The following is a 21,617-nucleotide window of genomic DNA, read 5'->3' as shown; positions in this document are numbered from 1 at the left end:
CAAGCGGTGCTGTTACAACCACTTTAGGAGCTTGGCGCTGCCAGTGATGCAGGTGCGCGGCGGGGCGGTCTGTAAGGGTTTTGGTGGATCAGTGGGTGGTCCTGATCCTACGTCGCGCTGCAGCCCGCAGCGCGCGCCAGGTCACGCGGATGCCGGGGTCAGCGGAATCACGGCGGAAATCGTCGTGCCCTTGCCGACTTCAGAAGACACGGTCAACCGCCCGCCTGCGGCCTCGACCCGGTGCCGCATGCCGGCCAGGCCGTGGGAGTTCAAGCGCACCGTGGCGGTGTCGAAACCTTCGCCGTCGTCCTGGATCTGCACGGCAACATAGGTCGGATAGTTGTGCACCGTGACGACAGCATGGCTGGCCTTGGCGTATTTGCCGATGTTGGTCAGCGACTCCTGGACTATCCGGTAGACCGTGAGCTGTGTCGTCTCCGGCAGCTCGACGGGCTCGAGGTTGGCTTCGACTTCCATGTTGCTGCGCTGGGCAAACTCGCGGGTCAGGATTTCCAGCGAAGTGATCAGGCCCAGGTTGGACAGGGACGAAGGGCGCAGGTCTTCGATGATGCGGCGCTTGAGGGCGATACCGCTGTTGAGGGCTTCGACGAGGTGCTGCACGCGCTCGGCAATTTCCGGCGAAGTCATGTCTATGCGCGACTTCAGGCGCGCGACGTCCAGCTTGGCGGCCGTGAGCAGGGCGCCGAGCTCGTCGTGCAGCTCGCGTGCCAGATGACCGCGCTCGTCTTCACGCACCTGCTGCAGGTGGTTGGCGAGTTCGGTCAGCGTGGCCGTGCGTTCGCGCACCAGCTCTTCCAGACGCTTGCGCTCGTCGCGCTGCAATTCCTGCTCGCGTTCATGCGATACCTGCAAGGTGTGGGCCTGGCGCAGGTACATGTAAAACGCCAGCAGGCCGATGACGGTGACCGTGGCGATGCCGATGCGTGAAAGCAACAGTGACTGCTCGATGTCGGACTGGCTTTTGCGGCTGCGCTCGGCGCTGCTTTCCATCAAGGTGCGGCTATAGGCCCGGATGGCATCCATGTTCTCCTTGCCCAGGTCGGTGAACATCACGAAGCGCCAGGCTTCCTCGTTGCCCTGGCGGTACAGGCGCAGGCTCAATTCCATTTCCGAGAGCTTGCGTGCGACCTGGCGCGACAGGGGGGTGACGGTGTCCAGATCCTGCGGCGAACTCATGAAAATATCGCGCAGGCTGTCCATGTTGCCGTTGACAGAAGCTACGGCTTTCTCGTAGGGTTCAAGGTAGCGCTCGTCATTGGTGAGCAGATAGCCGCGCAAACCGGTTTCGGCATCCAGCATGTGTTGCAGCAGCAAGCTGATGGATGTGCGGGCATTGTGGATGTGTGACAAATCATCCAGAGCATCGCGTGAACGCTTGTAGCCAGCTTCGTTGATGCCCACGAGCAGAACGGCAGCCAGGATGGCAAGCGGTAGGCTGATGGCGAGCCTGCGTAATTGGGACCAGCGCATGAAATTCCTCCTGCTGAGGAGTTTCAGCGAGTTATTCTGCATAATCAAGCCATGTTGATAAATTTCAACTATCGGTAGCGTATTATGATTAAGCGTTGGCTTATGGTAACTGAAGGGCAGTCGCCCGCTTAGGGGAGAAAGACTTCAATGATCAAGATAGGCATTGTGGACGACCACGCGATCGTCCGTTCAGGACTGCGTCAGTTCTTGTCGGAACACGTGGATTTGCGCGTTGTGGGGGAGGCGTCGAACGGCCGCGAGGCGATTGACCTGGTGCGCGAGCAGGAAATCGATGTGCTGCTCATGGACTTGTCCATGCCCGGCCAAAGCGGTCTGGATGCGTTGGCCATGCTGCGCGCGAAAGCGCCGGAAATGGGCATTCTGATACTCAGCGGCTACCCGGAAGAGCATTACGCGATCAATCTGATTCGCCAGGGCGCCAGCGGCTACCTCAACAAGGAGTGTGAGCCGCAGGAGATTGCCGAAGCGATTCGCACCATCGCCCTGGGGCGGCGCTATCTGACGCCGGCCGTGGCCGACCTGTTGGCGCAGCAGCTCAACCGCAAGGATGATGCGCCGGCCCACGAGCAGCTGTCGGAGCGTGAGTTCCAGGTGTTTCTCAAGCTCGCGCGCGGCGAGACGGCGGGTGACATCGCCAAATCCTTGTCGCTGAGCGTCAAGACCGTGAGCACCTACCGCACGCGGCTGATGGAAAAAATGGCCTTGTCGTCGAACAGCGACCTGACCTACTACGCGCTCAAGAACCGGCTGATCGATTGAGTTTGGTGCTTTTGCGCTCGGCGCTGAAGTCGATGCAATAGTCCACCAGCGCGTCGATTTCGTTGGACTTGTCAAACACTGCGTCCACCCCGAGTTGTGCACAGCGCGTGCGCACATCGGGCGTGGCGTAGTTGCTCAGCACGACAATCTTCTGGTGCGGCAGGCGCTGGCTGCACGCCGCGAGCACGCCCAGGCCACTGCCTTGGCGCAAAAACAGATCGACGATGGCGATGTCCCATTGCGTTGTGTGACGGGTCAGCCAGTCCGTGCCTTCGAATTCTGTTTCAGCGATCCCTACCGACTCGACTTCGGCGAGTTCCTCGAGGGCCGCAATCAAATTCTCTCTGATCGTGGCATTGTCTTCGACAATATACGTACGCAATTTCACTGTGGTGTCCAAGTTGAGGGCGGCTGGCGCAGCCCCTTGAGAGCATTGCGGCAGACATGGCAGCCCAGTCTTCGCATGGACGCCCACCGGGCATTTTGCCAGCGTCAGTGGCTGGCAAAAGTAGTCGCTTTCCTACATGCCGTTACTGCAGACCGGGCAGCTGCCATTCTTTTCCACCCGCATGCTCGACCAGTCCATGCGGCGGCTGTCGAACATCATCAGCCTTCCCGTGGCCGCCTGGCCGAAGCCGGCGATCAACTTGAGTGCTTCGGCGGCCTGCAGGCTGCCCATGGTGCCGACCAGGGGAGCGAACACGCCCATGGTGGCGCACTGCTCTTCCGCAAACTCGGCATCGGGCGCAAACACACAGGCATAGCAGGGCGCTTGCGCATCTTCGGGGTTGATGACCATGAGTTGCCCGTCGAAGCGCAGCGCAGCCGCGGCCACCAGCGGTTTCCTGTGGCGCACGCAGGCGGCATTGACCAGGTGGCGGGTACGGTAGTTGTCGCAGCAGTCGAGCACGATGCTTGCGGTCGGCAGCAACTGGTCGAGCAGCGCATCGTCGGCGCGCTGCTGCAGTGCCGTGATGCGTACGCCGGGGTTGATGGCATGCACGGCGGCGCGCAGGGAGTCCACCTTGGGGCTGCCCACGCGGTCGGTGGTATGGGCGATCTGGCGCTGGAGGTTGGTGAGGTCCACCGTGTCGTCGTCGATCACGGTGATGTGGCCCACGCCCGCGGCGCCCAGGTACAGGGCGGCGGGTGAGCCCAGACCGCCGGCGCCGATGATCACGGCATGGGCGGCAAGAATGCGTTCCTGGCCTTCGATGCCGATCTCATCGAGCATGATGTGGCGCGAGTAGCGCAGAAGCTGGTCATCGGTCATGGCAGTGGAAGAACGGTTTCAATGAAAAAGGCCGGGCAGGGCCCGGCCGATGAGCAATTGCCTGGGGAGGCTTATTCCTCTTTTTTCTCGGCTTCGCGCTCGGTCAGGGTCTTGCTGACCTGAACGGGTTCGCCCTTGAGCTGGCGCAGTGCCTGCTGCAGGCGGAAGTCTTCGCTCGAGCCGTACTCGGGCATCTTGCGATCCGCGGCGGGCTTCTTGGACTCGATTTCCAGGCGCTTGCGGGCTTCCTCACGGGCTTTTTCGCGTGCGGCTTCGGCGGCCTTTTCATCGCCCTGGCCGCTGCCCAGGTGCTTGTCGAGGTCGGATTCGCGCATGCGCAGGGCGGCGAACAGGTCGCCTTCGGTGGTTTCATCGACCATCACATCGGGAACGATGCCCTTGGCCTGGATGGATTTGCCGCTGGGCGTGTAGTAGCGGGCCGTCGTCAGCTTGATGCCGGTGTCCGGACCCAGGGGGCGCACGGTCTGCACCGAGCCCTTGCCGAAGGTCTGGCTGCCCAGCAGCGTGGCGCGCTTGTGGTCTTGCAGTGCGCCGGCGACGATTTCGCTGGCCGAGGCCGAGCCTTCGTTGACCAGCACCACCACGGGCACCTTCTTCAAGGCGGCAGGCAGGCGCTGCAAGGGGTCACCCTGGCCGCGGCGCAGATAGTACTCTGGCAAGGCCTTGTAGGTGGCCTTGCTTTCGGCCAGTTGACCATTGGTCGAGACCACCGTCGCGCCTTCGGGCAGGAAGGCCGCGGAGATGGCTACGGCGGCATCCAGCAGGCCGCCCGGATCGTTGCGCAGGTCCAGCACCAAGCCCTTGAGCTTGGGGTCCTGGGCGTAGATCTCTTCGACCTTGCGTGCAAAGTCGTCGACCGTGCGTTCCTGGAACTGGCTCAGGCGAATCCAGGCGTAGCCGGGCTCGATCATCTTGCCTTTGACCGACTGGGTCTTGATTTCCTCGCGCGTGATCGTCACCGGGAAGCTGCGGCTTTCGTCCTTGCGCAGAATCGTCAGCATGACCTTGGTGTTGGGCTCGCCACGCATGCGTTTGACGGCATCGTTGAGCGACAGGCCTTTCACGGCCGTGTCGTCGATCTTGGTGATCAAGTCGTTGGTCTTGAGGCCGGCGCGAAAGGCGGGTGAGCCTTCAATGGGCGAGACAATCTTGATCAGGCCGTCTTCCTGCGTGATCTCGATGCCGACGCCAACGAACCGTCCGGAAGTACCTTCCTTGAATTCCTTGAAGGACTTCTGGTCGAAATACTGGGAATGGGGGTCGAGGCTCGCCACCATGCCGGAGATGGCATCGGTGATGAGCTTCTTGTCGTCGACAGGTTCGACGTAGTCGGTCTTGATCAGACCGAATACCGCCGAGAGCTGCTGGATTTCTTCCAGGGGAAGAGGGGCCATGGCGCCACGGGCCATGGTTTGCAGGGATACCGTGGTCAATGCGCCGGCGAGCACGCCCACGGAGACCCATCCAGCAATTTTGAGTTTTTGGCCCATAAAACACCTTTACCGCTTCAATATACACCCCGGTGGGTGCCTGCCCCGCGCGGTTTCACCGGGGCAGCTGGTTCCTGGACACCGGGCGCTCGCGCGCCGGGTGCTCCATTGTGCCGTCATGTGCGACGTCTTGTCAGCCGCCGCGTGCAACGTCCGGTATCAGGCCTTGCCTTGGGAGGCCACTGCAGCCGCCGCGGCGGCCACTGCCTGGGCGTCGCCCAGGTAGTAATGGCGCAGGGGTTTGAGGTTGGCGTCGAGCTCATAGACCAGCGGAATGCCGTTGGGCACATTCACGCCGACGATGTCGTCGTCCGAAATGTTGTCCAGGTACTTGATCAGCGCGCGGATGGAATTGCCGTGGGCGGCGACCAAGACGCGCTTGCCGGCCTTGATGGCTGGCGCCATGGATTCGTTCCAGAATGGCAGAACGCGCGCGACCGTGTCCTTGAGGCACTCGGTCAACGGGATTTGTTCCGGCTGCAGCTTGGCGTAGCGCAGGTCGCCGCGCTCGCTGCGCGGGTCGGTGGGCGCCAGCGCTGGCGGCGGCACGTCGTAGCTGCGGCGCCATTGCAGGACCTGGGCTTCGCCGTACTGCTTGGCCATGTCGGCCTTGTTGAGGCCTTGCAGGTCGCCGTAGTGGCGTTCGTTGAGGCGCCAGCTGTGGACCACGGGCAGCCAGGTGCGGTCCATTTCGTCCAGGGTATGCCACAGAGTGCGGGTGGCGCGCTTGAGCACGCTGGTGTAGGCCAGGTCGAAGTCATAGCCTTCGGCCTTGAGCAGGCGACCGGCGTTCTTGGCCTGTTCCACGCCCGTGGGCGTCAAATCCACATCGGTCCAGCCGGTGAAGCGGTTTTCCAGGTTCCAGGTGGATTCACCGTGGCGGATCAGAACGAGCTTGTACATGGGGTCCCTTAAAACGACAAAGCAGGTGATGACGGGAGGTCAAAGCCTGCCATTCTAAAATTGTCGGGTTTGCCAACCCAAGGAATGACGTGAAATTCATCATCGATAACTGGTATTTAATTTTGCTTGCACTGGTTGCCGGCTCCATGCTGCTGATGCCCCTGGTCAAGGGCGGCATGGGCGGCACGCTGTCGCCCGCAGGCGCGGTGCAGCTGATCAACCGCGAAAAAGCCGTGGTGATCGACGTGTGCGAACCCGAGGAATTTGCCCTGGGCCATGTGAACGGCGCCAAGAATATCCCTCTGGGCCAGTTGGAAGAGCGCTTGCCCAGCGTGGTGAAGAACAAGGCCCTGCCGCTGGTGCTGGTTTGCGCCAAGGGCCCACGCGCCGTGCGCGCCGAAGGCATGGCCAAGAAGCTGGGCTACGACAAGGCCCAGGCCCTGGCGGGCGGCCTCAAGGCCTGGCGCGAAGCCAATCTGCCGGTTGAAAAAGGCTGAACTGCCTTTATCTGACCGTATTGACCGATTTTCAAGAAAGACCGCTCCATGCAAGCCGTGAAGATGTACACCACCGCTTTCTGCCCTTATTGCACCCGTGCCAAGCAGATTTTGAAGTCCAAGGGTGTGGAACAGATCGAGGAAATCCGCATCGACACCGACGCCGCCGCGCGTGACCACATGATGCAGACCACGGGCCGCCGCACGGTGCCCCAGATCTTCGTCGGTGAGACCCATGTGGGCGGTTGCGATGATTTGATGGCGCTTGACGCCAAGGGCGGCCTGCTGCCCTTGCTGGCGGGCTGATCGACCGCGGACACGGCCAGAGGGCCTGTCCGCGGCTGCATAATGCACTCCAAGTGCCCGCTGCGGGAGCGTCTCCCGGGCGGGCTTTGTTTTGATTCCGGTTTGTTTTTTAGTGAGAAAGACTGACGCCATGGCCGACCAAGAAAATCCCGTATTCCAGATCCAGCGCGTTTACCTCAAGGATTTGTCGCTGGAGCAGCCCAATTCGCCCGCCATCCTGCTCGAGCAAGAGCAGCCCAGCGTGGACATCCAATTGGGCGTCGAAGCCACGCCCGTGGCCGAAGGTGTCTACGAAGTCGCCGTGACTGCCACGGTGCAGACCAAGATCAATGACAAGACCGTGTTCCTGGTGGAAGCCAAGCAGGCCGGCATCTTCGAAATCCGCAATCTGCCGGAAGACCAGATGGGCGCCGTGATCGGCATCGCCTGCCCGCAAATCATTTACCCCTACCTGCGCGGCAACGTCGCCGACATCGTGACCCGCGCCGGCTTCCCGCCCGTGCACCTGGCGGAAATCAACTTCCAGGCCATGTACGAGCAGCAGCAGGCCCAGGCCGCCCTGGCCGCCGAAGCCGACACGTCCCTGCCACAGTAAGTGACTTTCAAGGGCGCGCGGCCTCTGGTCGCGCGCCCTTTTGCATGGAGAAAGCGCAGCCATGAAAATTGTTGTGATTGGTGCTGGAGCCTGGGGCACGGCGCTGGCCATGGGCGCGGCCGCTCACCCCGCGGGCCACACGGTGCAGCTGTGGGCGCGCGATGCGGCGCAGGCGCAGGCCATGCGCACGGCGCGCGAAAACACGCGTTATCTGGGCGGAATTGCTTTTCCGCCCCGGCTGGTCGTCATTGACGGCGATGTCATGCCGGCCGTGGCACAGGCCGATCTGGTCATTGTGGCCACGCCCATGGCCGCCTTGCGCGAGTGGCTGCAGCGCCTGGCCCAGAGCACCGCGCCCGTGGCCTGGCTGAGCAAGGGTTTTGAAGCGGCCACCGCACCCGGCCTGCCTGGACTGATGGCCCATGAAGTGTGCGCGGCCGTGGCCCCGCAACTGCGCGCCGGCGTCTTCAGCGGCCCGAGCTTTGCGCTCGAGGTCGCGCGCCAGCAGCCCACGGCGCTGGTCGCGGCGAGCAGCCATGCGGCCGTCAGCGAAGCGCTGGTCGCGGCCTTTCACAGCAGCCATGTGCGCGTCTATGCCAGCTCCGACATCGTCGGCGTGGAAGTCGGCGGCGCCGTGAAGAACGTGCTGGCGATTGCCACCGGCCTGTGCGACGGCCTGCAGCTGGGGCTCAACGCCCGGGCAGCGCTGATCACGCGCGGTCTGGCCGAAATGACGCGGCTGGGCATGGCGCTGGGCGCCCAGGGAAAGACGTTCATGGGCCTGTCGGGCCTGGGTGACCTGGTGCTGACGGCTACTGGTGACCTGTCGCGCAACCGCAAGGTCGGTCTGCTGCTGGCCCAGGGCCAGACGCTGGACCAGGCCGTGCAATCGCTGGGCCATGTGGCCGAAGGCGTGTACAGCGCGCGCACCGTCTGGCAGCGCGCGCAGTTGCTGGGCGTGGAAATGCCCATCAGCGAAACCGTGGTGGCGTTGCTGGATGGGCGGCTGCATGTCAGCGAGGCCGTCCGCCACCTCATGGAGCGGGATCCTAAAGGCGAGTAAAAACGGCCTGAGCTTCGCTCAGACCGCTTGTCTTACAGCCCCAGTTCCAGTGCCAGCAGCTCTTCCACCGTCTGACGGCGGCGGATGAGTTGCATGCGCTCGCCGTCGACCAGCACCTCGGCGGCCAGGGGGCGGGTGTTGTAGTTGCTCGACATGGACGCGCCATAGGCGCCGGTGTCGTGGATCACCAGCAGGTCGCCCACGGTGGCGCCGGCCAGCGGACGCGGCAGCACCACGCCGCCGTCGCCCTGGGTGAACACGTCGCCCGATTCGCACAGCGGGCCGGCGACCACGCTGTCGCGCGTGGGCAAGCTGGTGCCGTCGCGGCGCTCGATGTGCATGGCATGGAAGCTGCCGTACATCGAGGGGCGCATGAGTTCGTTGAAGCCGGTGTCGACCAGAACGAAGTGGTTGTTGCCCGAGTTCTTGGTGGCGCGCACCGTACCCAGCAACACGCCGGATTCGGCGACCAGAAAGCGTCCGGGCTCGATTTCCAGGCCCAGGGCGTGGCCGACGATGGCTTCGGCCTGCTTGCGCGCGGCGTCCCACAGGCCGTGGTAATGCGCGGTGTCGATCACCGGGTCGCCATCACGGTAGGGGATGGACAGGCCGCCGCCGGCCGAAATGGCCTGCAGGTCGTGGCCGGCGTCCTTGGTGGTCTGCACCAGCTGGACCATGGCGCCGCAGACTTCCGACAGATGGCCGTAGTCCACGCCCGAGCCGATGTGCATGTGCAGGCCGGCCAGGTGCAGGCCGCCGCCGCGGATGGCGTCCAGGGCGGCCTGCAGGTCGGTATGCCAGATGCCGTGCTTGCTGTGCTCGCCGCCGGTATTGGTCTTGTTGCTGTGGCCGTGGCCGAAGCCGGGGTTGATGCGCAGCCAGACATGGTGGCCCGGCGAGGCCGCGGCCAGCTGGTGCAGCATGTCGATGGAGCCGGCGTTGACGGGCACCTGGTGCTGGACCACGGTGGCCAGCGTGGCTTCGTCCATCACGTCGGCGGTGAAGACGATTTCGGCGGGCTCGCTGCCGGGACGGTAGCCCGCGGCCAGGGCGCGCTCGATTTCACCGCGCGACACCGCATCGACTTTCACGCCCTGCTCGCGCATCAGCTTGAGGATGTGGATGTTGGAGCAGGCTTTTTGCGCGAAGCGGATGGTCTCGAAACGCGACAGGTCGGCGATGCGCGCACGGATGGTGGCGGCGTCATAGGCCCACAGGGGCGTGCCGTACTGGTCGGCCAAGGACCACAGTTGGGCGGGGGAGAAGGGGCAGGTCATGGCGGGTGGGGCCGGAGGCGTTGGTAGGGATGGCCGGGGCGTGCCGCTCCGGAAAGTGGCAGCCATCATGCGCTGCTCTTGTTATGCCGTCCAATGCTTTGTTTTTCCCATGTCATTCAATTTGGATATGCTTTGGCCATGACTCTGCCTGCTGCACGCATTACCCATCGCCATATCGAAGTCTTTCGCGCGGTCATGACCACGGGCAGCGCCACGGGCGCGGCGACGCTGCTGGCCAGCTCCCAGCCCACGGTGAGCCGGGAGCTCGCGCGCCTGGAGCAACTGCTGGGCTATGCGCTGTTTGCGCGCAGCCAGGGCCGGCTGCGGCCGAATGCGCGCGCGCTGGCGCTGTGGGACGAAGTCCAGCGCTCCTGGCAGGGGCTGGAGCGGGTGGTGGACAAGGCCTTGGCGCTGGGGCGGGCCGAGGAGGCGCAGATCAGCGTGCTGTGCCTGCCGGCGCTGAGCCATGCGCTGCTGCCCGGGGCGGCGGCGCGGCTGCTGACCCAGTACCCCCAGGCGCGGCTGGCGGTCACGCCGCAGGAGTCGCCGCTGCTCGAGGAGTGGATGGCGGCCCAGCGCTTCGACCTGGGCCTGAGCGAACACGATGCCGCGCCCGCGGGCTGCCAGGCGCTGCCGCTGCTGACCATGGACGAAGTCTGCGTGCTGCCGGCCGGCCACCCTCTGGCCGCGCGCTCCGTGCTGCGGGTGGAGGACTTCGCCGACCAGCCGTTTGCGAGCCTGTCGCTGGACGATCCCTACCGGCGCCAGATCGACGCGGTGTTCGCCCAGGCCGGCGTGGCGCGCCAGATGCGCGTGCAAACGCACAATGCGGTGGCCGTCTGCGCCATGGTCCAGCAGGGGCTGGGCCTGGCCATCGTCAACCCGCTGACGGCACTGGCCTGCGCCGGCCCGCAACTGCTGTGGCGGCCGCTGGCGTTTTCCATTCCGTTTCGCGTCCAGGCCTTGCTGCCGCTGCACCGTCCGGCCCTGCCCGAAGTCCAGCCCTTGCTGCAGGCTTTGCGGGATGAAGCCGCAATGCTGGCAGGGCGATTGGCGCGCGCAGCCTGACGCAGCGTTGCGGCCGGCCCACTGGCACGGCGAGAGCGCAAAAATCCTCGGCACGCAGGCCGGGGAGCGTCTAGACTCCGCCCCTATGAATTACTGGACCGAGCATTCTTCCCCACAGGAACAAGAGGCCATTCGCGCACTGGCCCTCCGAGACGTAGCCCTGGCGCTGCAAGAAGACGTAGGCGCAGGCGACCTGACGGCGGGGCTGATCGCTCCGACACGGCGCGCACGGGCCCGCGTCATCGTGCGCGAAAGCGCCGTCATCTGCGGCGCGCCCTGGGTCGAAGCCGCCTTGCGTGCGATGGACCCCGAGGTGCGCATCACCTGGCATGCGCGCGAAGGCCAGCGGCTGGCGGCTGACGCCGTGGTGTTCGAGGCCGAAGGCCAGGCCCGCGCCTTGCTGTCGGCCGAGCGCACGGCCTTGAACTTCATGCAGCTGCTGTCGGGCGTGGCCAGCAAGACGGCGGAGTACGTGGCCGTGGTGCAAGGCACGCGGGCGCAGATCGTGGACACGCGCAAGACCGTGCCCGGCCTGCGACTGGCGCAGAAATACGCGGTGCGCACGGGCGGCGGCACCAACCACCGCATAGGCTTGCACGACGCCGTGCTGATCAAGGAAAATCACATTGCAGCCGCTGGCGGCATCACGGCCGTGCTGCAGGCCGCGGCGGCCGTGGCCAGCACGGCAGCCTTCATCGAAATCGAAGTCGAAACGCTGGCGCAGCTGCATGAAGCGCTGGATGTGGGCGCACGCATGGTGCTGCTGGACAACATGCCCCTGCCCATGCTACGCGAAGCGGTGGCCATCAACGCCGGGCGCGCGGTGCTGGAGATTTCGGGCGGCGTGACGCTGGATGGACTGCGTGCGCTGGCCGAAACCGGCGTGGACCGCATTTCCATCGGCGGCCTGACCAAGGATGTGCGGGCCACCGACTTCTCCATGCGCATGGAGGAATTGCCATGAGCGAGTTTGCAAGCATTCCTGTCGTGAATGTGGACTACGAGCAGCCGCTGAGCGAAGCCGAAGGCGGCCTGTGCGCCACGCGCCACGCCTGGGCACGCGTGCCGGCCGAGCCGACGCCGACCGAGCGCGCGGCCCTCAAGGACCGCATCCGCGCGCTGCTCAAGGAAAAGAACGCCGTCATGGTCTCGCACTTCTACGTGCACCCGGACCTGCAGGACCTGGCCGAGGAGACCGGCGGCCTGGTCAGCGACTCGCTGGAAATGGCGCGCTTTGGCCGCGACCATGCGGCGCAGACGCTGGTGGTGTCGGGCGTGAAGTTCATGGGCGAGACCTCCAAGATCCTGTCGCCGCACAAGACCGTGCTCATGCCCGATCTGGACGCGACCTGCTCGCTGGACCTGGGCTGCCCGGTGGACGAATTCAGCGCTTTCTGCGACCAGCATCCCGACCGCACGGTGGTGGTCTATGCCAACACCAGCGCCGCCGTGAAAGCCCGGGCCGACTGGGTCGTGACTTCGAGCTGCGCCCTGGACATCGTGCGCGCGCTCAAGGCCGACGGCCAGAAGATCCTCTGGGCGCCCGACCGCCACCTGGGCGGCTACATCCAGCGCGAGACCGGCGCCGACATGGTGATGTGGAACGGTGCCTGCATCGTGCACGACGAATTCAAGGCTTTCGAGCTCGAAGCCCTGAAGCGTGAACACCCGCTGGCCAAGGTGCTGGTGCATCCCGAAAGCCCGGCCGATGTGGTGGCCCTGGCCGACGCCGTGGGCTCGACCTCGGGCATCTTGAATGCCGCGCGCGACATGGATGCGAGCGAATTCATCGTCGCCACCGACAACGGCATGCTGCACAAGCTGCGCACGCTGTTCCCGCACAAGCGCTTCATCGAAGCGCCCACGGCGGGCAACAGCGCCACTTGCAAGAGCTGCGCCCACTGCCCCTGGATGGCGATGAACGGCCTGGCCGGTCTGGCCCAGGTGCTGGAAAGCGGCAGCAACGCCATCCACGTCGATCCGGCCTTGATTCCGCGCGCGCGCCAGCCCATAGATCGCATGCTGGCGTTCACGGCAGCGCTGAAAAGCGGCGCGCCGACGGCCGCCTTGGTGCCGCACCTCGGCGCAGCCTGAACCTGCAGTCGCCAGGCACAGCCCTGGCCTGCAGCGGGATGCACCCGGGCGGGATAATGTCGAGCATGGAAACTCGCATTGATTTCACCCAGCCCCAGGGCCTGCCTGGCGAGCGCCTGCGCCGGCGTTTCGGTGCGCCGCGCGAGATTTTCGCGGCCCATGCGCTGAATGAAGTGCGGGCCGTGCTCGAAGCCGTCGAGGCGGCGGCGCGCGCCGGCCAGTGGTGTCTGGGCTTTGTGCGCTACGAGGCCGCGGCGGCTTTCGATCCGGCCCTGCCCACCCATGCCGCCGACGGCCCGCTGGCCTGGTTTGCCGCTTATGACCAGGCCTTGCCCTGGGCGGACGGCGAGGACGCTGCGCAGGAGGCGCCGGCCCATGTCGTCTGGCGCAGCAGCCTCACGCGCGACGCGTTCGATCAGGCCATGGCGCAGATCCACGAGGCCATCGCCAGCGGCGCTTTCTACCAGGTCAACTACACGGCGCCGCTGCGCGGCACGCTGCAGGGCAGCCCCCAGGCCTTGTTCGATGCACTGCTGCGCGCCCAGCCCGGCGGCTACGCGGCCTGCATGGACACGGGCGAGGAGCAGATTCTGTCGGTCTCGCCCGAACTGTTCTTCGACTGGGACGGCAAGCACATCCTGGCCCGGCCGATGAAAGGCACGGCCCCGCGCGGCGCCACGCCCGAGGAAGACGCGGCGCTGGCCCAGGAACTGCGCAGCGCGCCCAAGGAGCGGGCCGAGAACGTGATGATTGTCGATCTGCTGCGCAATGACTTGTCGCGCATTGCCGAACCGTTCAGCGTGAAGGTGCCGCGGCTGTTCCACACCCAGGCCCTGCCCAGCGTCTGGCAGATGACGTCCGACGTGCAGGCCACGACCCGGCCCGGAACGCGCCTGGTGGATGTGTTCGCCGCGCTGTTTCCCTGCGGCTCGATCACGGGCGCGCCCAAGGTGGCGGCCATGCGCATGATCCAGGCGCTCGAACCCAGTCCGCGCGGCGTGTACTGCGGTGCCGTCGGTGTGGTGCGGCCCGGCGCCGATGGCGGCATTCAGGCCACGTTCAATGTGCCGATACGCACGGTGGCGCTGCGTGGCGCGCAGGCCGTCTGCGGCATCGGCAGCGGCATCACCTCGGGCGCCTTGGTCGAGAGCGAATGGCGCGAATGGCAGCACAAGAGCGCTTTCGTCGAGCGCGCCAGCCAGCCTTTTCACCTGTTGGAAACGCTGGCGCTGGAAGACGGCGCATGGCGCCACCTGCCCGAGCACCTGCAGCGCCTGCAGGACGCGGCCGCGCATTTTTCCACCCCCTGGTCGTCGCAGGTGACGCAGTGCCTGGACGCCTTGGCGGCGGAACATGCGACCGGCCTGTGGCGGGTGCGCCTGCTGCTCGATGCCCGGGGCCGGGCCAGTGCCGAGGCCTTTGCCTGCGCGCCCACGGCGCTGCCCGTGCGCCTGCAGCTGGCCGATCAGCCCCTGTCCGACCGCTGGGCGCATGGCGAGTTCGTGCGCTACAAGACCACGCGGCGCGCGCACTATGACGCGTTTGCGCCCACCGACCCCGCTTTTTTCGATACCTTGCTGTTCAATGAGCAGGGCGAGATCACCGAGTGCACGCGTGGCAACATCGCGGCGCTGGTCGACGGCCGCTGGATCACGCCACCGCTGGCCTGCGGCCTGTTGCCCGGCGTGGGCCGGGCCATCGCCTTGCGTGAAGCGCGTGTGAGCGAAGCCGTGCTGCGCCTTGCGGACCTGCCGCGCGTGCAGGCCTGGGCCTTCGTCAACAGCCTGCGTGGCTGGCTGGCGGCGGAGTTGAAGCTGCCGGCGCAGTCCTGAAGACCTGCAGGGTCGTCCCCGCCAGGCGCAGCGTGATGCCAGACCGCGCGCAGACGCTGCGCAGGGCGCCCAGCGCATGGGCGTCGAGATCGGCGGGGCCATAAATCTCGCGGATCACGGATGGTGGCTGTATGCCGTGCTGGCCCAGCTGGGCGATCACGGCCTGGTGCAGCATCTGCAGGTCCTGGTGGGCGTCAAGCAGCTGTTTGCCCAGTAGCGCGTCGGCGCCCTGGAGGAGTTCGTTGCCCAGCTGTTCCAGGGTGAAGACCAGCGCACATGACACGGGCTGGTCCATGGCGGTTCTGAGCGCGAGCAAGGTGGAGCGGTCCCATTGCTGGACGGTCGTGTGCATGCGTTTTTCACGGCTGGCCGTGGGCTGACCGGGGGATGCCAACTGCCGATAAATCCCCGCGGCTTGCTCGCAGCGGTCGGCGGCTTCGGCCAGGCGGTCGAGCGCGGCGGTGAAATCGCGATCGCGCAGGGCTTCGGCGAGCGCGTGCATCGCGCGGGCATAGGGGGTGTCGGCGGCGGCCTGGCGCTGGCGGATGGCGTGTGCCACGCGTTGCGCCGTGCCTTCCATCTTCATGCGTGTCATGGACAGGCCGAGTTCGCGCAAGCTGCGGTTGTCCAAGGCGGCCAGCGGCAGGTGCGTGGGCTGGAGTAGGGTGGCTTCTATCTGTGGGAAGACCGTGTTGAGCATCTCGCTGAGCATGGGGTCCAGGCGCTCGCCACGTGCGCTGAAGTAAGCGCACAACTGGTTGAGTGCGGTTTCGAGGCGCACGACCTGTTCGGTCAGGGCGCTGCCCGTCAAGGCCGGCCTGGCCTGGAGTGCCTGATAGGCCTGGTACAGGCGTTGCTGCATGTCCTGCAGCAATTGTTGAGTGGCTTGCTGCAAGGCCCGCAGGAAGAGCGTAGGCGGCGTGTGCAGGATTTGCCGCGTAATCTGTCCCAGCTGTACCTGCCGCTCGACCGGCAAGGTCTGGAGCAGGGCGCTGAGCTGCTCGTTGGTGATGGCTGCGTTGTGCACGGCCTGGCTGCAAAACGCCTGCACCAGCTCGCGTTGCATCGCGCGACGGTCATCGGGGGCATATTGGGCATAGCCCTGCTGCCGCAGCAGTTCACGGGCCATGCCCCACAGCATGGTGAATGACTGGGCCGCCGCGCCGGGATGCGCGGCTTCGCGGGGCAGTTGGGCCAGGGCTTGCTGCAGCGCGGGCAGCAGGCTTGCGTCAGCGCGGGTCAGCAGGGTCTGCGCATGTGCGGCCAGTGCCCGGCCCACCACATCGCGGACCACGGCCAACTGCTGGATTTCATCTTGCTGGCTGATGTCCGGTGACTGCCTGACGCATGCCAGGCCATCGCGCAGCGTCAGCAACTGGCTGGCCGTCATATGCAAGACATGCACTTCGACCCGGTGGCGCAGCACGCCCGACAGCTGCACGCCCTGGCGGGTCAGGGGCGCCGCGGTGGTGGCGAGCCGATGCAGCAACTTCTTGGTGGCCAGGCCTGCGCTCATGTACCGTGGCGCATCGCAGACCTTGCCCAGCAACTGGGCGACCAGCATGCTGCTGTCGGTGAGCGCTTCCAGGATCCTGGCGTGCTGGCGCGCGTTGGGCGGGCTGAGCATATTGAGCAGGCGTGACCCCAGGGCGCAGCCCGGCACCCGGGGCCTGTCGGTCGCATCCGCGAGGCGAGGTGCTTCCGTCGGCACCGCCTGCACGGACCGTTTTCCGAAATCACCCAGGGGGGCATGGCCAAAATCCGCATTCAGTGGAATGGGAAGCGGGCTGCCGGTGAGCGTGATGGGAAGGTACATGGGCTAGGGTCAAATGGGATATGCAGTAAGTAACGTGGATATCCCCGAGGTTCCCAGCACCTAGGGTGTGTTTGTTGTAGGTCGACACCGCCATTGTGACTGGCGCAGCACCAGTGTGTCCATGGCCTGCAGCAGGCGTTCCAGGTCCTGATTGGCTGGCTCGAGCTGGGCCAGCGCGCAGCAGGTGGCTTCCAGCGTGGAGAGTTGGCCGGCGCGGTGGGCGCGCCGGATGGCATAGCGCGACGCGGGTAGGTCGCGCAGGCCCAGGCGCGGCAACTGCTGCAGCAGCGGGTTCAGGTAGAGCATCTTGCGGCTCTTGCGCCAGGTGCCGTCGATCACCACCAGCCGCAGGGGTTGGGGGCTCTCCAGCCACGCGGGCGGCAGCGGCGGCGCAGGCAGCAGGGGCAGGGCCGGGTCGTGCGCAGACTCGGGGTACAGTAACACGGTGCGCGGCGACATGGCCGGATTGCCGTGCCAGTCCTCGGTCAGCCAGGATTGCAGCACATCGCTGGCAAACTGCTCTCCCACTTCCAGCCGGCTGCGCTGCAGGCACAGGTGCAGCAGCCGCGCCGTGCCTTTGGCCTCGCGCACTTCCAGCGGGTGCTGCAGGATCAGCACTTCGGTCGCATGCCCCACGGCCTGGACCAGATCGCAGATGCAGTTGCGATCTGGTCGCTTGCAGGCCGTGCAGACCTGCCGACTCATGCCGTGCGAGCCTGGGGCTGGACCAGCAGGTTGCGGCCCGCACCCCAGCCGCTCCAGGCCAGGGCGATCGCCAGCACCAGGATCAGCCAGGCGCTCGACGTGAAACTGCCGGTCCACTCGCGCAGCAGACCGGCGAGCAGCGGCCCCCAGGCCGCGAGCAGATAGCCCCAGCCCTGGGCCATGGCCGACAGCTGGGCCGTGACATGGGCATTGCCGCTGCGCAGCACGATCAGGCTCAGCGCCAGCGCAAAAATGCCCCCCTGGCTGAATCCCAGCAGCAGGGCCCAGATCCAGGCGGTGGACAGGGGCGCGAACAGCAGCGCCATCAGCGCGGTAAACATCACGGCCGTCATTCCCACGGCCAGGCCGCGCTGGTCACGGCAACGCGCGGCCACCGTGGGAATGACCAGGCTGGTGGCCAGTTGGGCCAGGGTGGACAGGGCGACGACGTAGCCGGCCATCTCGCTGTCGATGCCGCGCTCGCGCAGTATCGGCGCGAGCCAGCCGATGACGATATAGGCCAGGGCCGACTGCAGGCCCATGAAGCAGGTCACCTGCCAGGCCAGCTTGTCACGCCGGAGGCTGCCCACATGGGCTGCGGGGTCGATGGGCAGGGGGCGGGCACGCAGCGCCTGAGGCAGCCAGAGCATGAACACCAGCAGCGCGGGTGCTCCCCAGACCGCCATCGCATGGGCCCAGGAGCCGTCGAAATAATGGATTTCCAGCGGTACGGTCGATGCCGTGGCAATGGTTGCACCGATGCCGATCGCCAAGGTGTACAGCCCGGTCATCAGTGCGGCGCGGTGGGCGAAATGGCGCTTGACCAGGCCAGGCAGCAGCACATTGCCCATGGCAATGCCGGCTCCGGCCAGGATCGACGAGGCAAACAGCAGCGGCAGGGTGCCGGCGGCGCGCAGCAGCGTGCCGCTGCCTATGAGCAGCAGGGCCAGCAGCAGCACGCGCTCGGCGCCAAAGCGGCGCGACAGCCAGGGCGTGGGCGCGGAAAACAGGCCCAGGCAGAGGATGGGCAGGGTGGTCAGCAGGCTCGCACCGGCAGCGCTCAGGCCGGTGTCGCGCATGATTTCGGGCAGCACCACCGACAGGCTGCCGAACACCGGGCGCAGATTGCTGGCAATGAGGAGCAGGCTCAGGCCCAACAGCCATTGAACGGGACGCTGGGAGGTGTTCGCGTGGGACGCGGGTGAAGAAGACGGGGAAGTGGAAAGCGACATAGGTCGCTCGACTGTAGCGGCAATCGCGCCGCCTGGCAGGGCGCCCGGTGCGAAACCAAAATCGCAGCAGGGCGCCGTGCGGCTCAGCGCTTCAGAGTCGGCCCTTGTAGTAGCTGCCGCGGTCCATGTCGACAACATCCACGCTCAGTTGCACCAGCATGCCCGCGGGCTGGGGCGTGAGGCGGCGCAACACCTCGGCGATGCGGTCCGACAGCTCTTTCTTGACTTCGGGCGTGCGGCCCGACAGCAGGTGCAGATGGGCATGGACGAAGCCATTGAGGCCGGGCGTCGTGCCGATGGCGAACTGCTGCACGGCGGCAATGCGCGACTTGACGTCGAGCGGGTCGACGACGGTGGGGTGGCCGCAGACGGCGGCATTGAGTTCGGTCAGCAGTTGGCGCTCGGGGAACTCTGCCAGGTTGGCGCTGTACTCGACGTAAAGATGGGGCATGGAAGTCTCCTCTGATGAAAAAAATAGGCCCCCACGCTTGCTCGCTGCGCGTAGCCGCTGCCCCCCATGGGGGCGTTTTTGCCTTGGGGCGGCCCGGCGGCAAAAATGGGGCAAGCGGCCCTCAGTGGGCGCGGGGTGCGGGCGGCACCAGGATGGTCGGGGCGCTGGGGGCGGCCAGGGCCGGGTAGTCGCGGCTGAAATGCAGGCCCCGGCTTTCGTGGCGCATCTGCGCCGAACGCACGATGAGCTCGGCCACCTGCACCAGGTTGCGCAGCTCCAGCAGATCGCGCGAAACATGGAAGTGGGCGTAGAACTCGTTGATTTCGGCGGTGAGCAGGGCGATGCGCCGGGCCGCGCGCTCCAGCCGCTTGTTGCTGCGCACGATGCCTACATAGTTCCACATGAAGCGGCGCAGCTCGTCCCAGTTGTGGGCGATCACCACGGCTTCGTCGGCGTCCGTGACCTGGCTGTCGTCCCAGTCGGGCAGGGCGCAAGCGGTCTGGGGCGCGGCTTCGCGGATGGCCCGGGTCGCGCTTTGCGCAAACACCATGCACTCGAGCAGGGAGTTGCTGGCCAGCCGGTTGGCGCCGTGCAGGCCCGTGCAGGCCGTCTCGCCAATCGCCATCAGACCCTGGATGTCGGTGCGTCCGGCCAGGTCGGTGAGCACGCCGCCACAGGTGTAGTGGGCGGCGGGCACGACGGGAATCGGCTCGCGCGTGATGTCTATGCCCAGCTCCAGGCATTTGGCCTGGATGTTGGGGAAGTGGGCTTGCAGGAATTCCGGGCTCTGGTGCGAGATGTCGAGGTAGACGCAGTCCAGGCCGTGCTTCTTCATTTCGAAGTCAATGGCCCGGGCCACGATGTCGCGCGGCGCGAGTTCGGCGCGTTCGTCGTGCGCGTCCATGAAGCGCGCGCCGCCCAGCGCGGCCGGCAGCTTGAGTTGGCCGCCTTCGCCGCGCACGGCTTCGCTGATCAGAAAGGACTTGGCATGCGGGTGGTACAGACAGGTCGGGTGGAACTGGATGAACTCCAGGTTGGCCACGCGGCAGCCCGCGCGCCAGGCCGCGGCAATGCCGTCACCGGTGGCGGTGTCGGGGTTGGTGGTGTAGAGGTAGACCTTGCCGGCGCCGCCCGTGGCCAGGATGGTGTGGGGCGCGCGGAAGGTATCGACCTGGTCGGTGCTGCCGTTGAGTGCATACAGGCCCAGGCAGCGGGGCGCGCCTGGCTGGCCCAGCTTGGTCGACGTGATCACGTCGACCAGGGTGTGGTTTTCCAGCACGGTGATGCCCGGCGTCTTGCGCACGGTGTCTATCAGCTGGCGCTGGACGGCGGCGCCGGTGGCATCGGTGGCGTGCACGATGCGCCGCGCGCTGTGTCCGCCTTCGCGCGTCAGGTGCAACTGGCCGTCCTCTTCGGAAAACGGCACGCCCAGCGACTGCAGCCAGGCGATGGCGGCGGGCGCGTTCTCGACCACCTGGCGCGTGGCCGGCAGATCGCTGAGGCCGGCGCCGGCGATCAGCGTGTCGTTGATATGGGCGTCGAAGCTGTCGTCCTCGGCCAGCACGGCGGCAATGCCGCCCTGGGCCTGGTTGCTCGCGCCGTCGTCCAGTCCGCGCTTGGTCAGTACCGCCACGCGGTGCGTGGCCGCCAGTTGCAGCGCAGCCGTGAGTCCGGCCAGGCCGCTGCCCACTATGAGTACATCGAAATCGTGCAATGCCATGGCAATACCTGAGAGAAAGCTTGCCCGGACCGGCCGGGGCTGGGTAGGACCCCCAGCCGTGCGCACTACCCATGTTCTGCCCATGGCAGCACAGGGTGCGTCAAGGCAGAGGGTGGAAATTTAAAGTGGTGTGTAGGCCAATCTGACGTAGATCGGGGCAAAGGCCTCGGCCTGGGTGATCTCGATCAGCGTCTCCTTGGCCAGCTCCAGCAGGGCGATGAAGGTCACCACCAGCACCGTCGAGCCTTTGGCGGGCTCGAACAGGGTTTCGAAAGTGACGAAGCGCTTGCCCTGCAGCGTCCTGAGAATCTGGCTCATGTACTCGCGCACGCTCAATTCTTCGCGCGTGATGCGGTGGTGCTGGACCAGGGTGGCGCGCTTGAGGATGTCGTTCCAGGCCTGTTGCAGTTCGCCCGGCAGCAGGTCCGGAAAGCGCGGCTGCAGGCTTTGCTCTATGTGCACCTGGGCCTTGAGGAAATCGCGGCCATGCTGGGGCAGTTGGCCCAGCCGGGCGGCCGACAGCTTGATCTGCTCGTATTCCAGCAGCCGGCGCACCAGTTCGGCGCGCGGATCCTCGACTTCCAGGGCATCGGCCGACTTTTTCGGCGGCAGCAGCATGCGCGACTTGATCTCGATCAGCATCGCCGCCATCAGCAGGTACTCGGCGGCCAGCTCCAGATTGCGGCTGCGGATTTCATCCACATAGCGCAGGTACTGGCGCGTCACGCTCAGCATGGGAATGTCGAGGATGTTGAAATTCTGCTTGCGGATCAGGTAGAGCAGCAAGTCCAGCGGGCCTTCGAAAGCTTCGAGGAAGATTTCCAGCGCATCGGGCGGGATGTAGAGGTCGTTGGGCAGGGCGAACAGGGGCTCGCCATACAGGCGTGCCAAAGCCACCCGATCCACGGCGTCGGGCAGGCCGTCGGGGGCCAGGGCCGCTTCCGGGGCGAGCGCCAGCACCAGCGCGTCGTCGATCGGGCTGTTCATGGATTAGCCAACGGCC

The 21,617-nt window shown here is 65.9% G+C and carries 21 protein-coding genes; 9 read left to right on the top strand and 12 right to left on the bottom strand.

Annotated elements, in window-relative coordinates:
- Positions 1–141: 141 nt before the first annotated feature.
- Positions 142–1,491, bottom strand: coding sequence for a CHASE3 domain-containing protein (locus N0K08_RS05580; RefSeq protein WP_261499073.1), 1,350 nt, complete (start codon positions 1,489–1,491; stop codon positions 142–144).
- A gap of 147 nt (positions 1,492–1,638) precedes the next feature.
- On the opposite strand from N0K08_RS05580, the gene N0K08_RS05575 reads away from it, so the two are divergent.
- Positions 1,639–2,271 (top strand): response regulator, encoded by a 633-nt coding sequence (locus N0K08_RS05575; protein ID WP_261499071.1) that lies wholly within the window; start codon positions 1,639–1,641, stop codon positions 2,269–2,271.
- Here N0K08_RS05575 and N0K08_RS05570 read toward each other — a convergent pair.
- The 4 genes from N0K08_RS05570 to gpmA all read right to left on the bottom strand — a co-directional run bounded on the left by N0K08_RS05570 (position 2,249) and on the right by gpmA (position 5,958).
- Positions 2,249–2,659 (bottom strand): response regulator, encoded by a 411-nt coding sequence (locus N0K08_RS05570; protein WP_261499070.1) that lies wholly within the window; start codon positions 2,657–2,659, stop codon positions 2,249–2,251. The two genes, N0K08_RS05575 and N0K08_RS05570, sit on opposite strands and share 23 nt — an antisense overlap.
- A 132-nt stretch (positions 2,660–2,791) precedes the next feature.
- Positions 2,792–3,544: a HesA/MoeB/ThiF family protein gene (locus N0K08_RS05565; protein WP_261499069.1), complete on the bottom strand. Its 753-nt coding sequence runs from the start codon at positions 3,542–3,544 to the stop codon at positions 2,792–2,794.
- 71 nt (positions 3,545–3,615) lie between these two features.
- Positions 3,616–5,055 (bottom strand): S41 family peptidase, encoded by a 1,440-nt coding sequence (locus tag N0K08_RS05560; RefSeq protein ID WP_261499068.1) that lies wholly within the window; start codon positions 5,053–5,055, stop codon positions 3,616–3,618.
- Between the two features lie 159 nt (positions 5,056–5,214).
- Positions 5,215–5,958 (bottom strand): 2,3-diphosphoglycerate-dependent phosphoglycerate mutase, encoded by a 744-nt coding sequence (gpmA, locus tag N0K08_RS05555; RefSeq protein WP_261499067.1) that lies wholly within the window; start codon positions 5,956–5,958, stop codon positions 5,215–5,217.
- An 89-nt stretch (positions 5,959–6,047) separates the two neighbouring features.
- On the opposite strand from gpmA, the gene N0K08_RS05550 reads away from it, so the two are divergent.
- From N0K08_RS05550 to N0K08_RS05535, 4 genes are all read left to right on the top strand, one after another.
- Entirely contained in the window at positions 6,048–6,455 is a 408-nt protein-coding gene (locus N0K08_RS05550; protein ID WP_261499066.1) for a rhodanese-like domain-containing protein, read from the top strand.
- Positions 6,456–6,503: 48 nt separating this feature from the next.
- Entirely contained in the window at positions 6,504–6,761 is a 258-nt protein-coding gene (gene grxC, locus N0K08_RS05545) for a glutaredoxin 3 (protein WP_261499065.1), read from the top strand.
- Positions 6,762–6,891: 130 nt separating this feature from the next.
- Complete coding sequence (gene secB, locus N0K08_RS05540) at positions 6,892–7,356, top strand: protein-export chaperone SecB (RefSeq protein WP_261499064.1); 465 nt, start codon at positions 6,892–6,894, stop codon at positions 7,354–7,356.
- Between the two features lie 61 nt (positions 7,357–7,417).
- Positions 7,418–8,419: an NAD(P)H-dependent glycerol-3-phosphate dehydrogenase gene (locus tag N0K08_RS05535; RefSeq protein ID WP_261499063.1), complete on the top strand. Its 1,002-nt coding sequence runs from the start codon at positions 7,418–7,420 to the stop codon at positions 8,417–8,419.
- Positions 8,420–8,451: 32 nt separating this feature from the next.
- Here N0K08_RS05535 and lysA read toward each other — a convergent pair whose 3' ends face one another.
- Entirely contained in the window at positions 8,452–9,696 is a 1,245-nt protein-coding gene (gene lysA, locus N0K08_RS05530; protein ID WP_261499062.1) for a diaminopimelate decarboxylase, read from the bottom strand.
- Positions 9,697–9,834: 138 nt separating this feature from the next.
- Between lysA and N0K08_RS05525 the strand changes: the two genes are divergently transcribed.
- From N0K08_RS05525 to pabB, 4 genes are all read left to right on the top strand, one after another.
- Positions 9,835–10,764, top strand: coding sequence for a LysR family transcriptional regulator (locus N0K08_RS05525; protein WP_261499061.1), 930 nt, complete (start codon positions 9,835–9,837; stop codon positions 10,762–10,764).
- Between the two features lie 85 nt (positions 10,765–10,849).
- Positions 10,850–11,728: a carboxylating nicotinate-nucleotide diphosphorylase gene (nadC, locus tag N0K08_RS05520; protein WP_261499060.1), complete on the top strand. Its 879-nt coding sequence runs from the start codon at positions 10,850–10,852 to the stop codon at positions 11,726–11,728.
- A complete protein-coding gene (gene nadA, locus N0K08_RS05515; protein WP_261499059.1) occupies positions 11,725–12,858 on the top strand; it encodes a quinolinate synthase NadA in 1,134 nt (377 codons plus the stop codon). Before nadC ends, nadA begins: the two co-directional genes overlap by 4 nt.
- A gap of 56 nt (positions 12,859–12,914) precedes the next feature.
- Positions 12,915–14,690: an aminodeoxychorismate synthase component I gene (gene pabB / locus N0K08_RS05510; RefSeq protein ID WP_408642907.1), complete on the top strand. Its 1,776-nt coding sequence runs from the start codon at positions 12,915–12,917 to the stop codon at positions 14,688–14,690.
- Here the strand turns inward: pabB and N0K08_RS05505 are convergent.
- The 6 genes from N0K08_RS05505 to N0K08_RS05480 form a co-directional block, all read right to left on the bottom strand.
- Positions 14,635–16,506 (bottom strand): hypothetical protein, encoded by a 1,872-nt coding sequence (locus tag N0K08_RS05505; RefSeq protein ID WP_261499057.1) that lies wholly within the window; start codon positions 16,504–16,506, stop codon positions 14,635–14,637. The two genes, pabB and N0K08_RS05505, sit on opposite strands and share 56 nt — an antisense overlap.
- Before the next feature lie 60 nt (positions 16,507–16,566).
- Entirely contained in the window at positions 16,567–17,211 is a 645-nt protein-coding gene (locus N0K08_RS05500; RefSeq protein WP_261499056.1) for a tRNA-uridine aminocarboxypropyltransferase, read from the bottom strand.
- Complete coding sequence (locus N0K08_RS05495) at positions 17,208–18,443, bottom strand: CynX/NimT family MFS transporter (RefSeq protein WP_261499055.1); 1,236 nt, start codon at positions 18,441–18,443, stop codon at positions 17,208–17,210. Before N0K08_RS05495 ends, N0K08_RS05500 begins: the two co-directional genes overlap by 4 nt.
- A gap of 91 nt (positions 18,444–18,534) precedes the next feature.
- On the bottom strand, positions 18,535–18,894 hold the full coding sequence (locus N0K08_RS05490) for a 5-carboxymethyl-2-hydroxymuconate Delta-isomerase (protein WP_261499054.1): 360 nt from the start codon (positions 18,892–18,894) through the stop codon (positions 18,535–18,537).
- Between the two features lie 121 nt (positions 18,895–19,015).
- Complete coding sequence (gene nadB / locus N0K08_RS05485) at positions 19,016–20,614, bottom strand: L-aspartate oxidase (RefSeq protein ID WP_261499053.1); 1,599 nt, start codon at positions 20,612–20,614, stop codon at positions 19,016–19,018.
- A gap of 120 nt (positions 20,615–20,734) precedes the next feature.
- On the bottom strand, positions 20,735–21,601 hold the full coding sequence (locus N0K08_RS05480; protein ID WP_261499052.1) for a segregation and condensation protein A: 867 nt from the start codon (positions 21,599–21,601) through the stop codon (positions 20,735–20,737).
- Positions 21,602–21,617: the final 16 nt, after the last annotated feature.

It is taken from the genome of Acidovorax bellezanensis (assembly GCF_025421555.1).
GTDB classification, from domain to species: Bacteria; Pseudomonadota; Gammaproteobacteria; order Burkholderiales; family Burkholderiaceae_C; genus Comamonas; species Comamonas bellezanensis.
The sequence above is the reverse complement of the archived record's forward strand: the minus strand, read 5'-3'. Positions and strand labels throughout refer to the sequence as shown.

Excerpts from the sequence above, each read along its gene's own strand:
- N0K08_RS05580 (WP_261499073.1), bottom strand. The coding sequence starts at position 1,491 with ATGCGCTGGTCCCAATTACGCAGGCTCGCCATCAGCCTACCGCTTGCC.
- N0K08_RS05575 (WP_261499071.1), top strand. The coding sequence starts at position 1,639 with ATGATCAAGATAGGCATTGTGGACGACCACGCGATCGTCCGTTCAGGA.
- N0K08_RS05565 (WP_261499069.1), bottom strand. The coding sequence starts at position 3,544 with ATGACCGATGACCAGCTTCTGCGCTACTCGCGCCACATCATGCTCGAT.
- N0K08_RS05560 (WP_261499068.1), bottom strand. The coding sequence starts at position 5,055 with ATGGGCCAAAAACTCAAAATTGCTGGATGGGTCTCCGTGGGCGTGCTC.
- gpmA (WP_261499067.1), bottom strand. The coding sequence starts at position 5,958 with ATGTACAAGCTCGTTCTGATCCGCCACGGTGAATCCACCTGGAACCTG.
- grxC (WP_261499065.1), top strand. The coding sequence starts at position 6,504 with ATGCAAGCCGTGAAGATGTACACCACCGCTTTCTGCCCTTATTGCACC.
- secB (WP_261499064.1), top strand. The coding sequence starts at position 6,892 with ATGGCCGACCAAGAAAATCCCGTATTCCAGATCCAGCGCGTTTACCTC.
- N0K08_RS05535 (WP_261499063.1), top strand. The coding sequence starts at position 7,418 with ATGAAAATTGTTGTGATTGGTGCTGGAGCCTGGGGCACGGCGCTGGCC.
- lysA (WP_261499062.1), bottom strand. The coding sequence starts at position 9,696 with ATGACCTGCCCCTTCTCCCCCGCCCAACTGTGGTCCTTGGCCGACCAG.
- N0K08_RS05525 (WP_261499061.1), top strand. The coding sequence starts at position 9,835 with ATGACTCTGCCTGCTGCACGCATTACCCATCGCCATATCGAAGTCTTT.
- nadC (WP_261499060.1), top strand. The coding sequence starts at position 10,850 with ATGAATTACTGGACCGAGCATTCTTCCCCACAGGAACAAGAGGCCATT.
- nadA (WP_261499059.1), top strand. The coding sequence starts at position 11,725 with ATGAGCGAGTTTGCAAGCATTCCTGTCGTGAATGTGGACTACGAGCAG.
- pabB (WP_408642907.1), top strand. The coding sequence starts at position 12,915 with ATGTCGAGCATGGAAACTCGCATTGATTTCACCCAGCCCCAGGGCCTG.
- N0K08_RS05505 (WP_261499057.1), bottom strand. The coding sequence starts at position 16,506 with ATGTACCTTCCCATCACGCTCACCGGCAGCCCGCTTCCCATTCCACTG.
- N0K08_RS05500 (WP_261499056.1), bottom strand. The coding sequence starts at position 17,211 with ATGAGTCGGCAGGTCTGCACGGCCTGCAAGCGACCAGATCGCAACTGC.
- N0K08_RS05495 (WP_261499055.1), bottom strand. The coding sequence starts at position 18,443 with ATGTCGCTTTCCACTTCCCCGTCTTCTTCACCCGCGTCCCACGCGAAC.
- N0K08_RS05490 (WP_261499054.1), bottom strand. The coding sequence starts at position 18,894 with ATGCCCCATCTTTACGTCGAGTACAGCGCCAACCTGGCAGAGTTCCCC.
- nadB (WP_261499053.1), bottom strand. The coding sequence starts at position 20,614 with ATGGCATTGCACGATTTCGATGTACTCATAGTGGGCAGCGGCCTGGCC.
- N0K08_RS05480 (WP_261499052.1), bottom strand. The coding sequence starts at position 21,601 with ATGAACAGCCCGATCGACGACGCGCTGGTGCTGGCGCTCGCCCCGGAA.